Annotated in this window: 13 protein-coding genes and 1 pseudogene; 5 read left to right on the top strand and 9 right to left on the bottom strand. The window is 62.2% G+C overall.

What is annotated here, in order from left to right; all coding sequences use genetic code 11:
- Positions 1-139: 139 nt before the first annotated feature.
- Positions 140-598: an SRPBCC family protein gene (locus tag ACMTA2_RS22850; RefSeq protein WP_413791886.1), complete on the top strand. Its 459-nt coding sequence runs from the start codon at positions 140-142 to the stop codon at positions 596-598.
- Positions 599-1,061: 463 nt separating this feature from the next.
- Here the strand turns inward: ACMTA2_RS22850 and ACMTA2_RS22845 are convergent, their stop codons facing one another.
- Both ACMTA2_RS22845 and ACMTA2_RS22840 read right to left on the bottom strand, forming a co-directional pair.
- Positions 1,062-1,271, bottom strand: coding sequence for a hypothetical protein (locus tag ACMTA2_RS22845; protein ID WP_413791885.1), 210 nt, complete (start codon positions 1,269-1,271; stop codon positions 1,062-1,064).
- Between the two features lie 177 nt (positions 1,272-1,448).
- Positions 1,449-2,396, bottom strand: a complete 948-nt coding sequence (locus ACMTA2_RS22840) for an AraC family transcriptional regulator (protein ID WP_413791884.1) — start codon at positions 2,394-2,396, stop codon at positions 1,449-1,451.
- 201 nt (positions 2,397-2,597) lie between these two features.
- Between ACMTA2_RS22840 and ACMTA2_RS22835 the strand changes: the two genes are divergently transcribed.
- Positions 2,598-3,335, top strand: coding sequence for an SDR family oxidoreductase (locus ACMTA2_RS22835; RefSeq protein ID WP_413791883.1), 738 nt, complete (start codon positions 2,598-2,600; stop codon positions 3,333-3,335).
- 31 nt (positions 3,336-3,366) lie between these two features.
- The gene (locus ACMTA2_RS22830) at positions 3,367-3,624 is read left to right on the top strand and encodes an Atu4866 domain-containing protein (protein WP_014337384.1); all 258 of its coding nucleotides are present in this window, start codon (positions 3,367-3,369) and stop codon (positions 3,622-3,624) included.
- 72 nt (positions 3,625-3,696) lie between these two features.
- Here ACMTA2_RS22830 and inhA read toward each other — a convergent pair whose 3' ends face one another.
- Entirely contained in the window at positions 3,697-4,383 is a 687-nt protein-coding gene (inhA, locus tag ACMTA2_RS22825; RefSeq protein WP_413791882.1) for an isonitrile hydratase, read from the bottom strand.
- Positions 4,384-4,483: 100 nt separating this feature from the next.
- On the opposite strand from inhA, the gene ACMTA2_RS22820 reads away from it, so the two are divergent.
- Positions 4,484-5,476 (top strand): GlxA family transcriptional regulator, encoded by a 993-nt coding sequence (locus ACMTA2_RS22820; protein ID WP_413791881.1) that lies wholly within the window; start codon positions 4,484-4,486, stop codon positions 5,474-5,476.
- Here ACMTA2_RS22820 and ACMTA2_RS22815 read toward each other — a convergent pair.
- Positions 5,445-6,347 carry an alpha/beta fold hydrolase gene (locus tag ACMTA2_RS22815; RefSeq protein WP_413791880.1) on the bottom strand — a complete coding sequence of 301 codons (903 nt, stop codon included), beginning with the start codon at positions 6,345-6,347 and terminating at the stop codon, positions 5,445-5,447. The genes ACMTA2_RS22820 and ACMTA2_RS22815 overlap by 32 nt on opposite strands.
- Positions 6,348-6,375: 28 nt before the next feature.
- Positions 6,376-6,753, bottom strand: a complete 378-nt coding sequence (locus ACMTA2_RS22810) for a hypothetical protein (RefSeq protein WP_413791879.1) — start codon at positions 6,751-6,753, stop codon at positions 6,376-6,378.
- Positions 6,754-7,343: 590 nt separating this feature from the next.
- On the opposite strand from ACMTA2_RS22810, the pseudogene ACMTA2_RS22805 reads away from it, so the two are divergent.
- A pseudogene (locus ACMTA2_RS22805) lies at positions 7,344-7,676 on the top strand (DUF6124 family protein); the annotation flags it as partial.
- 261 nt (positions 7,677-7,937) lie between these two features.
- On the opposite strand, the gene ACMTA2_RS22800 reads toward ACMTA2_RS22805, so the two are convergent.
- The 4 genes from ACMTA2_RS22800 to tam all read right to left on the bottom strand — a co-directional run bounded on the left by ACMTA2_RS22800 (position 7,938) and on the right by tam (position 12,829).
- A complete protein-coding gene (locus ACMTA2_RS22800; RefSeq protein WP_413791878.1) occupies positions 7,938-9,761 on the bottom strand; it encodes a glycoside hydrolase family 15 protein in 1,824 nt (607 codons plus the stop codon).
- Positions 9,754-10,554, bottom strand: a complete 801-nt coding sequence (locus ACMTA2_RS22795) for an SDR family oxidoreductase (RefSeq protein WP_413791877.1) — start codon at positions 10,552-10,554, stop codon at positions 9,754-9,756. Before ACMTA2_RS22795 ends, ACMTA2_RS22800 begins: the two co-directional genes overlap by 8 nt.
- Before the next feature lie 278 nt (positions 10,555-10,832).
- Positions 10,833-11,966: a cupin-like domain-containing protein gene (locus ACMTA2_RS22790; protein ID WP_413791876.1), complete on the bottom strand. Its 1,134-nt coding sequence runs from the start codon at positions 11,964-11,966 to the stop codon at positions 10,833-10,835.
- Between the two features lie 92 nt (positions 11,967-12,058).
- Positions 12,059-12,829: a trans-aconitate 2-methyltransferase gene (tam, locus tag ACMTA2_RS22785; RefSeq protein ID WP_413791875.1), complete on the bottom strand. Its 771-nt coding sequence runs from the start codon at positions 12,827-12,829 to the stop codon at positions 12,059-12,061.
- Positions 12,830-12,944: the final 115 nt, after the last annotated feature.

Raw genomic sequence — 12,944 nt, 5'->3', positions numbered from 1 at the left:
TGAGGGGTTGAAACACCGAGGGAGTTTACATCGCGCCGTGCTGTTTTAATTTTGGCGAACGCTAAACCACGGTCTGATACAACTTTCCGGTTGGCCTTGTGGTCTTACAAGCCTACTGTTGAAGCACAGGAGGTGACTCATGCATTCATCCGACCGCATTGAAAGAAAGATCCTGCTCAAGGCCCCGCGCTCTCAAGTCTGGCGCGCCCTGGCCAATGCCGAAGCCTTCGGTCAATGGTTCGGTGTCGCTCTTGAGGGGAAACGGTTTGTGGCAGGTGAACGTACCCAGGGGCAAATTACTTATCCAGGTTACGAACACCTTGTCTGGGACGTCGCGGTGGACCGGGTGGAGCCCGAGCGGGTCTTCTCGTTTCGCTGGCATCCTTACGCTGTCGAGCCGCAGGTGGATTATTCCCAAGAGTCCGAAACCCGGGTGCAATTCGAACTCGAAGACATGGATGGCGGGACCTTGCTCAAAGTCGTGGAGTCGGGTTTCAACAACATTCCCGAGGCTCGCCGGCTCAAGGCCTTTCGCATGGACAGCCGTGGCTGGGACGAGCAGATGACCAACATTGAAGCCTTCCTGAGCAAGTCTTGATCGGGGACTGCTGAGGGACTAAGGGTTTTCGGAGGGGCAGGTATAGCGAATGTCTTACACGAGATGGTAGCTATGTCGTCTATTTCATTTTGGATCCGAGGCGTAATCTGAACCTATCCACTGAAGCACAGGAAGTGCTCAGGATCAGGGACGATCGACCATGCAAGGATTAGCTATCGACAGGGAGTCGTAATGGTCTTGGAAAAACCCGCTTCGGCGGGTTTTTTTTCGCCCGCTGAAAGGCAGGAAAGAGTCCTATAGCGAAAGGCTTACATGCCGTTGCTGCTTTCTCGTCTTTTTCCACGCCGCCGGTAGGCCTAATCTATGTTCATCCACTGGGTACAGGGAGTGCTCAGGGTCATGGATGATTGGACCAGGCATGGAATGCCGGACAGGGAGTCAAATTGGTCCTCAAAAAACCCGCCTAGGCGGGTTTTTTTTCGTCTGCGAAAAAGTGGCCTGATCATGCCAGGCGCCGGGTCATGGTGCGATCGGACCCATCAGCAGCCAAGGCCTGACCCCCAGGCGTCCGATCCGCACCATCAGCGGCCACAGGCTGCTGGTAATCGCTAGCCTGGGTAAAGAAGCGGTCTTGCTGCTGGCTCGGCAAGGCAAACGCACTGACGCTCAGGGCGAAGGTGGTAACGGCGATCAAGGTGTTGAGCGTTTTCATGGTAGAGACTCCGGTCATATCAGGGGTGAGTGCCGGGTCGTTCAGATGTCGTGATCTGCTGAACCCGTTGCAGCGGCGACGGTTGTCTTGCTGCATGGGTTCAAATTAGAGGCGAGACGGTGGTGGGCGTTAGACGGATACTGCCCTGGTTTTGCCTGATCCTGTTTGTGTGCAGGATCAGGCGCTACTGGCTTGCAGTGCCTGGGCACGCAAACGAGCGATGTCCTTGCTTGGGGAGGCGCCAAACAGGCGGCTGTATTCACGGCTGAACTGCGAAGGGCTTTCATACCCCATCTTGTAGCCGATTGCTGAAACGTCGCTGTTCTCCGCCAACAACAAGCGCCGAGCTTCCTGCAGGCGCAACTGTTTCTGGTATTGCAGCGGGCTCATGGCGGTGACGGCTTTGAAACGGTGATGCAGGGCCGAAGGGCTGAGATTGATCATTTGTGCCAGGCGGTCGATGCTAAGTGGTTCGGCGTAATGGGTATTGAGCCATTCGATGGCACGGCTGATGCGATGAGTCTGGGTGTCGGGAATGGCGATTTCGTGCAAGCGCTGGCCTTGGGCGCCACGCAGCAGCCGGTAGAAGATCTCCTGTTGGGCCAACGGCGCGAGGGTGGCGATATCGTCCGGGCTGTCCAACAGCCGCAGCAGGCGCAACACCGCGTCGAGCAATGGCGCATCAATGCGATCCAGGAACAGCCCGCGCCCGCTTCTTTCGGCCGGCACGCCGATAGGGCTGGCGTCGGCAATCAGGCGGCAGATCTGTGCCGGATCGATGTCCAGGCGGATGCACAGATAGGGGCGCTCGGGGCTGGCTTCAATCACCTGGCCGGCCAACGGCAAGGTCACCGAGACGACGAGGTAATTTAGCGGGTCATACACGTAGCATTCGTCCGCCAGGCGCACCTCTTTGCGCCCTTCGACAATCACGCATAAACCAGGCTTGTGCACGGTGTGCAGCGCCTCGGTTGGCTGGTCGCTGCGGATCAGGTGCAGGGCCTCGATGGCCGTCGAGTGGACACCGAATCCCGGCGCAAAACGCATCATCAGGCTCGCCAGTTCGGCGCGACGCTGATTGACGCCCTCGTCTGGGGAAATGTGGATGGACGTGGATACCGACATGCCGATCAACCTCCCTGGCCAAATGAATGGGCCGCGTTAGTAAAACCGATTGCGCGGCTGTCGGCCAGCGTCGGATTCATCGCTACAGGATCGTGCAAGTGCGCAGGAGTATCCGGCTAACCCCGGCCTCGGTGGGTTCCCTAATCTGGACCTGTCAAAACGCTCCCACCGGGAGCCACACATCCAGACGAGGAAACCATCATGTCCGATATTCAAAACAAAGTAGTGGTCATCACCGGCGCCAGCAGCGGGATTGGTGAAGCTGCGGCGCGGTTGCTCGCGGCTCGCGGTGCCCGTGTCGTGCTTGGCGCCCGGCGCATCGATCGTCTGCAAGCACTGGTGCAGGAACTCGAAACTGCCGGTCAGCAGGCTGTCTGCAAAGCGGTGGACGTGACCCGCCGCGACGATGTCCAGAACCTGATCGACTTCGCTGTCCAGCGTTTCGGCAGGGTCGATGTGATCATCAATAACGCCGGGGTCATGCCGCTCTCCAAGCTCGAGGCGCTGAAAGTCGAGGAGTGGGACCGCATGATCGACGTCAACATCCGTGGCGTGCTCCACGGCATCGCCGCCGGCCTGCCGCTGATGCAGCGCCAGCGCAGCGGTCAGTTCATCAACATCGCGTCCATCGGTGCCTACGCCGTCAGCCCGACTGCTGCCGTGTATTGCGCCACCAAGTATGCCGTGCGGGCGATTTCCGAGGGCTTGCGCCAGGAGGTCGGAGGAGATGTACGGGTGACGGTGATTTCCCCTGGTGTGACCGAGTCGGAACTGGCCGAGAGCATTTCCGATGAAGGAGGACGTGCCGAAATGCGTGAGTTCCGCAAAATCGCCATCCCGGCTGAAGCCATCGCCCGGGCGATCGCCTACGCCATCGAACAACCGGCAGACGTAGACGTCAGCGAACTGATCGTGCGGCCCACCGCCAGCCCGTTTTGAACCGCGTTTTACCCGACAGGAGAGATGTCTCATGAGAAAGGCCTTTGGAGACCAGGACAAATTTGTCGGCCTGTGGGTGACGGCTGATGGCGTGATTCGCCATCGGCTGCTGCCGGGCGGACGCTATGACGAAGCGCGAGGTTTGCGTGAAAGCGCTTACCAGGGCGACTACTGGTTGCAGGATGACCACATCGAATACCACGACGACACCGGTTTCACCGCCGATGGGGATTTTCGTGAGGGTGTGCTGTATCACGCGGGGATGGTGTTGTATCGCCAGGAGGGATGATGAGTCCAGGGTGGGCTGTGTGGGAGCAAGCTTTGCTCCCACACAACAATCATGCCTGGTTGGGACTCAGCGCTACGCCTGTTCCAGCCGCGCCGCAGCACGCTGGGTGATTTGCGAGCGCACTCGGAGCGACTCGGCCGCACGCCGATTTGCTTCTTCCAGGACGCGCGTCGGCGCGGTGTCCGGGCTGCCGGCGTTGAACGGTGGTGCAGGGGCGTATTCAAGTTGCAGCTGGACCAGCTCGGCGGTGTCCCGGTCGAACAGTTCGGCCGCCAGGGTCAGGGCAAAGTCGATCCCGGCCGTGATGCCGCCACCGGTGAGCAGGTTGCCGTCGCGGACCACGCGGTCGTTGACCGGCGTCGCGCCCAGGGTTGGCAGCAGGCTGTGATAGGCCCAGTGGGTGGTGGCGCGCTTGCCTTGCAACAGACCCGCAGCACCGAGCACCAGCGAGCCAGTGCACACGGACGTGATGTATTTCGCCTCGGCGGCCTGCCGCTTGATAAAGGCCAGCGTCTGCTCGTCTTCCATCAGGGGCCCGACGCCGGTCCCGCCGGGAACGCAGATCACGTCGAGCTTCGGGCAGTCTTCGAATGTGGTGGTGGGCAGCAACACCAGGCCGGTGCTGGCGGTGACCGGGGCCAGGTCCTTCCAGACCAGGTGGACCTTCACGTCCGGCAAAGAGGCCAGTACGTCATAAGGGCCGGTCAGGTCCAACTGCTGGACTTGGGGGAATAACAGCAAACCGATCTGCAACGTCATGTCGCGTGCTCCTTTTGGATGATGCCCGAGGGGTGGACGGTTTCACTTTAGATCCGTAGGCTCTGGCGTATACGCCAATAAGCCCACGAATCACGCCAATATGCCCAACCCCCCGAAAACCATTCATGTCCTGGCCTTCGCCAACGTGCAAGTGCTGGATGTCACCGGGCCCTTGCAGGTCTTTGCCTCGGCCAACGACCTGGCCCGCCAGCAAGGTTTGCCGTTGCCGTACACGCCGACGGTCATTGCCGCTGGGGGCGGGGCGATAATGTCCTCGGCAGGGTTGGCGCTGATGGCCGAGCCGTTGCCAAGCGAAGGCAGCGACACGCTGTTGATCGCCGGTGGCTGGGGCGTGTACGACGCGGCGAAGGACCCGGCACTGGTGGCCTGGGTCAAGGATCACGGCCAGCGTTCGCGGCGAGTGGCGTCGGTGTGCACCGGGGCGTTCCTGCTGGCCGCCAGCGGTTGGCTGGACGGGCGGCGCGTGGTGACGCACTGGACCCGCTGCGAACAACTGGCCGAGCAACATCCGCAGGTGCGGGTCGAACCCAACCCGATTTTCATCAACGACGGTCCAGTCTGGACTTCGGCCGGGGTCACGGCCGGCATCGACCTGGCCCTGGCGCTGGTCGAGGAGGACCTGGGTCGTGCGGTGGCGCTGGAGGTCGCCCGACACCTGGTGGTGTTCCTCAAGCGTCCTGGCGGGCAATCGCAGTTCAGCGTGACCCTGTCATTGCAAAAACAAGGCAGTCGGTTTGATGACCTGCATGCCTGGATCGCCGAAAACCTTACCCGTGACCTGGGCCTGTCGAGCCTGGCCGCCGAGGTGGGCATGAGCGAGCGCAGTTTTGTGCGGCATTACCGCGCCGATACCGGCCAGACCCCGGCGCGGTCCGTGGAGTTGATTCGCGTGGAAACCGCTCGCCGGCTGTTGGCCGACACCGCGGTGTCGATCAAGCGAGTCGCGGTGCAATGTGGCTTCGGCAGCGAAGAAACCCTGCGCCGAAGTTTCCTGCGGGCCATGGGGGTGACGCCCCAGGCTTATCGCGAGCGATTCGCCGTCAGTCCTCAAGCAGATCCAGCAATGCCTTGAGCGTGGCCTCGGGGGCTTCCTGGGGAATGTTGTGGCCGACACCGGCGAGCACTCGGCGCTCATAGAAACCGGTGAAATGCTCGGCGTCTTCATCGTGTTCTGGCGCGGGTCCCACGCCGTCGTCGGCGCCGCACAGGGAAATGCTCGGCACGGGGATGGCTGGTTGTGCCGCCAGCCGTTCCTCCATCCACTCCAGCGTCGGGTCGCCCGGTGCATACATGAAGCGGTGACGGTAGGAGTGGATCACCACGTCGACAAAGTCCGGGTTGTCGAACGACGCGGCGCTGAGGGGGTACCGTTCGGCGCCTCGTGCCCAGGTCGGTGACCACAGGCGCCAGAGCAACCCACACAGTTCACGTCGGTTCCGGGTCAGCCCTTCGACGCCTCGGGCTGTGTGAAAGTAATACTGGTACCACAGGCGATGTTCGGTTTCCGGGTCCAGCGGCTGCGTGGAACGTGGAATGTCCTGCAAGTTGTAGCCATCGCCGGTCACCAGGCAGCGCACACGCTCGGGCCACAGGGCCGCGACGATACACGCCGCCCGACCGCCCCAGTCGTAGCCGCACAGCGCCGCTTGGGGGATGGAGAGTACGTGCATCAGGTCCAGCAGGTCCTGGGCCAACGCCGCTTGCTGGCCGGAACGTAGGATGGCCGGGTTGTTGAAGCGGGTCGGGCCGTAGCCGCGCAGGTAGGGCACGATGACCCGGTAGCCACGCAGGGCCAGGGCCGGCGCGATTTCATCGAACGCCCTGGGGTCGTAAGGAAAACCGTGCAGCAGGATGATGGGGACGCCACTGGAAGGGCCGTGCTCTTCGTAGGCGATGCGCAGCAACGGCGTGACGGCGAAGTTGACCTTGGGTTCAACGTTCATGTCGACCTCTGGCAGTGTGTGGTTGCGTTCAGGCAGGTTCCTGGTTGACGTATTTGGCCCGATCCGGGGTGAACGTCACGATCATGTTCGTGCTGGAACAGGTCAGGGTGCGCTCCTGGGTCAGGTCGATGTCCAGGTCTTCATTGCGCAGGCCCTGCCACTGGGCGAGGTATTTGAGGCAACCGAATTTTTCGTTTTTCTTCAGGCTGCGGCTGACGCCCCCTTTCCAGCCCAGCACCGGCAACTCACCGGCCAGGCAACGTTGCGCCAGTTCGGGAAACCTCACTGCCCGGTCGCGGCCGATTTCCCAGCATTTGATCAGGCCCCGATCCTGGCCTTCCCAGAGGTCTTCGCGGGTCAGGCCTGTTCGGGGTGGGGTGGCGATGGGGCGTTTGATATGGGTCATGTCAGATCCTTGAGTCGGGTTTTTATCGGGCAGCTCCGCTGCACCCGTGAGTGCATCGATCTTAGGAGGGGTTTTCGGGGCTGGCAACCTGTAACGGCTGTGACGATAGAGGGGGAAGTGGCGGTGATCGCTTTTGTGGCGAGGGGATTTCATCCGCGCTGGCTGCGCAGCAGCCCCCTAAACAGCCAACGCTATCTGCCTGATGCGCTGATGAGAGGGGCTGCTTTGCAGCCCAGCGGGGATAAATCCCCTCGCCACAGATAAATCCCCTCGCCACAATGGTGTGGAGTTCCTACAAGAAAATAGGCGAACCGGAATTTTCCGACGAGTCGCGGCGGTTGTCGGTTCGGAAAGGGTGGGGATAGGCTTTGTCCGTCGCTGCAAAATCAGCGACCGGGTTTGGTCGCCCAGGTTTAGAATGGCGCACGGTGCCGCGCGAGCGGCTGTCTGCTTTATGGCTGACTGTGCGTGGGAGGGCTTCGGGCCCTGCCGGGTTTCCATTCCCTGGTCGACCAACCCGCGTACAGTTCGCCACCCTTCTGCTTGGTCGCGGAAATGGCGAACTCCACTTTCGAATGGAGATTCACGTCATGGTCAAGATCACCCCCAACCCCCCACGGGCCGAAGACCTCTCTTCCTACACCGCCCTCGACACAAAAAAACTCCGCGAAGCCGCCGACCGGGCGTTGAATCTTCACTTGTCGCCGCCGACGTCGGCCAAGCCCGACACCCAGGAGGGCCAGGTGTTTTCAGTGGTTCCAGGCATCGATACCGAATCGGTGCTGACCAGCCTCAGCGAAACCCTGGCCTCGGCCAATGCGATGGTCAGTGACTTGGCGTTCGAGCTGGAAGGCTCTCGACGGCATGTCGCGTTGGGCATTCAGCAGTTGATTGAACTGGGTACGTTGCTGGCCAACCGCGCTTGGATGACATCGAATTGGCCGAGCCCACACGCTAGCGGGCGCAATGCTTTTTGTGGCGAGGGGATTTATCCCCGCTGGGCTGCGCAGCAGGCCCCTAGACAGCCAATGTTATCTGCCTGATGCACTGAGGCGTTGATGACAGGGGCTGCTTCGCAGCCCAGCGGGGATAAATCCCCTCGCCACAGATCAATCCCCACCACAATGGTGTGGAGGTCCTACAAGAAAAGGGATTTGTTCACTCTAAAGCCAAGGCAGCCCGGCTCACGGCTGCCAATGAGTCTTCTCCCCGCTCAACTTGCGGTCCAGGAAGCTCGCTGCGCTGATCAAGGCCAGGTGGGTCAAGGCCTGGGGCGTGTTGCCCAGGTGATACCCGTGGCTGTCGAACTCTTCGGCGTACAGCCCCAGCGGGTTGGCGTAGCGCAGCAGTTGTTCGAATTCCAGCTGGGCTTTTTCAACGCGGCCGGCGCGGGCCAGGCATTCGACGTACCAGAACGAGCAGGCGGCGAATGAGCCTTCGGTGCCGCTGAGGCCGTCGATGGGGCTGTCGTCGTTGCGGTAGCGGTACACCATGCCGTCGCGCACCAGGCTTTTTTCAATGGCGTTCAGGGTGGACAGCCAGCGTGGGTCGCGGGCGCTGACGAAGCGCACCAGAGGCATCAACAACATCGAACCGTCCAGGGCAGTGCTGCCTTGGCGCTGGATGAAGTGTTGGTGTTCCTCGTTCCAGAAATTTGTCCAGATGTCTTGGTAAATGGCCTGGCGGGTCTCGTCCCAACGGGCGAACGGGGCGGGCAGGGAGCGCTTTTCGGCCAACCGGATGGCGCGGTCGACGGCGACCCAGCACATCAACCGCGAATGCAGGAAGTGCTGCTTGTCGCCGCGCATTTCCCAGATGCCCACGTCCTTGTCCTGCCAGACCTTGCACACCTGGTCGACTACGTCGACGGTGTGTTTCCAGCCTTGATGGGAGATGGCTTCGCCGTATTTATTGACCAGGTACACCGCGTCCATCAGCTCGCCAAAGATATCCAACTGCACCTGTTGGTAGGCGAGGTTGCCGATGCGCACCGGCTGCGCCCCACCGAAACCGCTCAGGTGCGGCAATTCGGTTTCCGGCAACTCCAGACGGCCATCCAGGCCGTACAGGATGTTGAGTTTGGTCGGCTGATCACAGCAGTCGCTGACTCGACCGCGCAAAAAGCGCATGTAGGCGTTGGCTTCTTCGACGAAGCCCAGGCGCATGAACGCATAGACGGTGAACGAGGCGTCGCGGATCCAGGTGTAGCGGTAATCCCAGTTTCGCTCACCCCCACGGGTTTCCGGCAAGCCGAAGGTGGCGGCCGCGAGGATGGCGCCATGTTTGCGTGAGGTCAGCAGTTTCAGCGCCAGGGCCGAGCGGTTGACCATTTCCCGCCAGCGCCCGCGATAGTTGGATTGGCCGATCCAGCCGCGCCAGAACGCCAGGGTCCGTTCCAGGCAAATCGCACTGACATCGTCCTGGAGCCGCGGGTCATCGATGCCGCCCAGCAGGAACTCAGCGCTCTGGCCCTGTTCGAGGGTGAATTCGGCCACGGCTGCGTTGCCGTCCAGCATCATGGGCGGATCGGCGCGCAAGCGCAGGCTCGGTTGCCCCGGCGCGGTGAAGCAGACGTGACTGCCATCCAGGCGCGCGACTGTCGCGGCCCGGGCGTAGTCATGCCGCACCGCGCAGCGCATGCGAAACGTCGCGCTGCCGACGGTCATGTGCACCTTGCGCATCAACACCGGCCAATCATCCTCGCTGTCGCCGATGGGCAGCAGGTCGGTGACTTCCACCACCACGCCATCGCTCAGCCAGCGGGTTTGCAAGACGTTGGTGTCGGGCAAGTAGATTTGTTGGCGACGGGCATCAGGCAGGTCTGGGGCGAGTTGGAAAATCCCTGCTTCGGGGGTGTCCAGCAGCGAGCAGAAGATCGACGGGCTGTCGAATTCCGGCCAGCAGAAAAAATCGACGCTGCCGCGGTCGTTGACCAGCGCGGCGCTGCGCATGTCGCCGATGATGCCGTGGTTTTCGATGGGGCTTTGCGGTTCGTCATGGTCAGCCATTGCCACGAAACCCCGGATAAAGGCTCATCCCGCCATCGATGAACAAGGTGGTACCCACCACATAATCGGACAAGTCCGAGGCCAGCCAGACCACCGCGTTGGCGACGTCCTCCACATCGCCGACGCGACCGTAAGGAATCAGTTCCAGCAGTTTCTGTTCCTGCTCGCCCTCGGTGGCTTCACGATTGATGGCGGTGCGGATGGCACCGGGGGCGATGCTGTTGATGCGGATGCGCTGGTGGCTGGTTTCCTGGGCCAGGCTCTGCATCAGCAGATCGACACCGCCCTTGGACGCGGCGTAATTGACGTGGCCGGCCCAGGGAATGCGCTGGTGCACCGAACTCATGTGGATGATCTTGCCGGCGGCCCGGGACACGCCCCGGCGAATGCCCTGGCGGTTGAAGATCCGCAGGGCGGTACGGGCGCAGAGGAACTGGCCGGTGAGGTTGGTGCCGATCACGGTGTTCCAGTCCTCCAGGCTCATGTCGACGGCGGCGGCGTCCTTTTGCAGGCCGGAGTTGGCCACCAGGATGTCCAGCGTGCCAAAGGCTTCGAGGGCCTGGGCGAACAGTTGCTCGACGTCTTGTTCCTTCGACACATCGGCACCCACGGCGATGGCGCGGCCGCCGTTGGCGTTGATTTCACGGGCCAGCTCCAGTGCCGGACCGGCGCTGGAGTGGTAGTTGAGCACCACGGCGGCCCCCGCGTCTGCCAACGCCTTGGCCGCGCCTGCGCCAATGCCGGAGCTGGCGCCGGTGACCAGGGCAACCTGTCGGGCGAGGGATATCTGCATGGTCTAGCACCTTGAATGGAGGGCCTAACCTGCTGACTGGCGTGAGGCGTGCAGAGTTCATTTGGGTGAAGCGATCTTCACAATCCACTGAACACGCCACCCATGCCGAACACAAAATCTGTGGCGAGGGGATTTATCCCCGCTGGGGCGCGAAGCGGCCCCCATTCAAACCGCCTGACACATCACCGTTGCCAGGTTTTGGGGCTGCTGCGCAGCCTAGCGGGGATAAATCCCCTCGCCACAGATAAATCCCTCGCCACGAAAGCGGTGTTCGGCTGTTACCAACCCCGCCCCGAATTCACCCAGAAATTCACCGACAACGAGGTGGACACCGACTCCACCTGATGGAACCAGCCTTCCGGTAAAAACAGCAAATCGCCAGCCTCCAGCGTCACGCGCATGAAGGTCACGTCCCGGGCGTGGGGGAAGCGCTGGTAGTCCGGCGCGTCCGGGTTGAAATCACAGCCGTCCAGCCCGCCTTGGGGCGCCGTGGACCAGGTGCCCAGCGCTTCGCGGTGATGGGGCGCGGCGAGGGTAAAGGTTTTCTGGCCCCAGACCTGGGCGAACAGGTTGTCGGTGTCATCGCGGTGCAGCGGCGTCAGGGTGCCCTTGGGGCCGATCCAGATGCGCGGTGGGATGAACAGCGAGGGGTCGAAGTAGGGCGGGTACTTGATCTGCTCCATCAGTTGCGCCGGCAGGATGTTGTTGCCCATGTAGGCCGGCGGTTCGCCGTCCGCGCCCTTGGTCGCCGGGCTGTCGAGGGAGGCGATGAAGTCGGCCATGGACGTGGAGCGGAAATCCCGCTCGGTGGAGAAGGTCTTCTTCACGTAGTCGCCGTGGCGGGTGATGCCTTGCAGCTCGGCAAAATGCACCAGGGATTCTTCGCGGCTGAGCTTGAACAACGGCCAGTCCTGCAACGCATCGCCGATGACCAGCGGAATGCCGTGGGGTAAATAGCGCGCTTGAAACTCTTGCACCGACAGCTCCCTGAAAGGACGACGCTCGACGTTGCGTTGGGTCGGCAGGCTGGCGGTGAGTTTTTCGCTGAAGCGCGGCGGGGTGGGGTAGCGCTTGTTCATGTCGACCCTTTCCACCACGCCACCGCCATGCCGGGCATGGTCGATGATCTGCGGCAGCAACGTCGCCAGGCCCATGTTGCCACCGATCTTCAGGCGACCGCTGGCGAACAGTTCCTCGACATTGGCCATGCCGGCCATGATCCCGAGGAAGTCCTTTTCCGCCACCTCGATGGTCACATCGGGGCTGGCGTGGCGGCCCGCCTCGGTGCGGCTGCTGGCCTTGACCTCGGACCAGTACGCCTGGTGCGGGCCGAACACGAATTGGAAGACGCCATCGATACCGACGGCGCCGGCATTGGCGAACAGCTTGCCCAGGATGGTTTGCAGGTCCACGGCGGTCACTCTTGCGGGTTTTTGGTCTTAGCAGGTAACGAGAGCCCGGATCAGAAATTTAGGCCCTCGTCGCTGCGTCATCGACCATCGCCCTAGCGCGTCGCGACCATGAACACCCGGGGAAACGGCAGCAGCACGGTCCCGTCGTCCAGGGCTGGGTAAGCCCGTTCGATCGCCTTGAGGTAGTGCGCCAGGTACTGCTCGCGTTGCGCCTCGTCCAGCGGTTCGAGAAACGGCCGCAAGCCGCTGCCCTTGAACCACTCCACCACGCCTGCGGCGCCGCCGGCCAACGGATGATGGTAGGTGGTGCGCCACACATCGACGCGGCTGCAGTGGGGCTTGAGGATCGAGTAATACGTGCTGGGATCCTCCACCTCGGTACGGGAATCCGCCGCCCCGGCCAGGAGACTGGCCCAGGGACCGTTGGCGGCGATTTCCCGCATCAAGCGGTGGGAGGGTTGGTGCAGGGTGTCGGGCATCTGGATCGCCAGGCTGCCGCCGGGGGCGAGTTTGCCCATCAGCGAGGGCAGCAGGGTGGTGTGGTCGGGCAGCCATTGTAGTACCGCGTTGGCGAAGATCACGTCGAACGGCCCGGGTTCATCCCATTGGCCGATGTCCGCGGTGTCGAATTCCACGGCGGGCAAGCGTTTGCGGGCGGCGTCGACCATGTCGCTGGAACTGTCCAGGCCGCGCACCGTGGCACCGTGGAAATGCGCCACCAACAGTTCGGTGGAATTGCCCGGGCCGCACCCCAGGTCGATCACCGTACGGGCCTGCACGGCAGGAATGGCGGCGAGCAGGTCCCGGGACGGACGGGTGCGTTCCTGTTCGAAGGTGACGTATTGCTTGGCGGACCAGCCCATGGCGTTCTCCTGTGCGGTGGCGTGATTCGAGGTGCCGCCAGTATAAGGTCGGGCGAAGAAAAGAGAGCGAACGTCACGGTTTTGACTAATTCTGTGGGTTACGATTTCGTTATCT

Source organism: Pseudomonas medicaginis (genome assembly GCF_965119365.1).
GTDB lineage: Bacteria > Pseudomonadota > Gammaproteobacteria > Pseudomonadales > Pseudomonadaceae > Aquipseudomonas.
The sequence above is the reverse complement of the archived record's forward strand: the minus strand, read 5'-3'. Positions and strand labels throughout refer to the sequence as shown.

Excerpts from the sequence above, each read along its gene's own strand:
- ACMTA2_RS22850 (WP_413791886.1), top strand. The coding sequence starts at position 140 with ATGCATTCATCCGACCGCATTGAAAGAAAGATCCTGCTCAAGGCCCCG.
- ACMTA2_RS22845 (WP_413791885.1), bottom strand. The coding sequence starts at position 1,271 with ATGAAAACGCTCAACACCTTGATCGCCGTTACCACCTTCGCCCTGAGC.
- ACMTA2_RS22840 (WP_413791884.1), bottom strand. The coding sequence starts at position 2,396 with ATGTCGGTATCCACGTCCATCCACATTTCCCCAGACGAGGGCGTCAAT.
- ACMTA2_RS22835 (WP_413791883.1), top strand. The coding sequence starts at position 2,598 with ATGTCCGATATTCAAAACAAAGTAGTGGTCATCACCGGCGCCAGCAGC.
- ACMTA2_RS22830 (WP_014337384.1), top strand. The coding sequence starts at position 3,367 with ATGAGAAAGGCCTTTGGAGACCAGGACAAATTTGTCGGCCTGTGGGTG.
- inhA (WP_413791882.1), bottom strand. The coding sequence starts at position 4,383 with ATGACGTTGCAGATCGGTTTGCTGTTATTCCCCCAAGTCCAGCAGTTG.
- ACMTA2_RS22820 (WP_413791881.1), top strand. The coding sequence starts at position 4,484 with ATGCCCAACCCCCCGAAAACCATTCATGTCCTGGCCTTCGCCAACGTG.
- ACMTA2_RS22815 (WP_413791880.1), bottom strand. The coding sequence starts at position 6,347 with ATGAACGTTGAACCCAAGGTCAACTTCGCCGTCACGCCGTTGCTGCGC.
- ACMTA2_RS22810 (WP_413791879.1), bottom strand. The coding sequence starts at position 6,753 with ATGACCCATATCAAACGCCCCATCGCCACCCCACCCCGAACAGGCCTG.
- ACMTA2_RS22800 (WP_413791878.1), bottom strand. The coding sequence starts at position 9,761 with ATGGCTGACCATGACGAACCGCAAAGCCCCATCGAAAACCACGGCATC.
- ACMTA2_RS22795 (WP_413791877.1), bottom strand. The coding sequence starts at position 10,554 with ATGCAGATATCCCTCGCCCGACAGGTTGCCCTGGTCACCGGCGCCAGC.
- tam (WP_413791875.1), bottom strand. The coding sequence starts at position 12,829 with ATGGGCTGGTCCGCCAAGCAATACGTCACCTTCGAACAGGAACGCACC.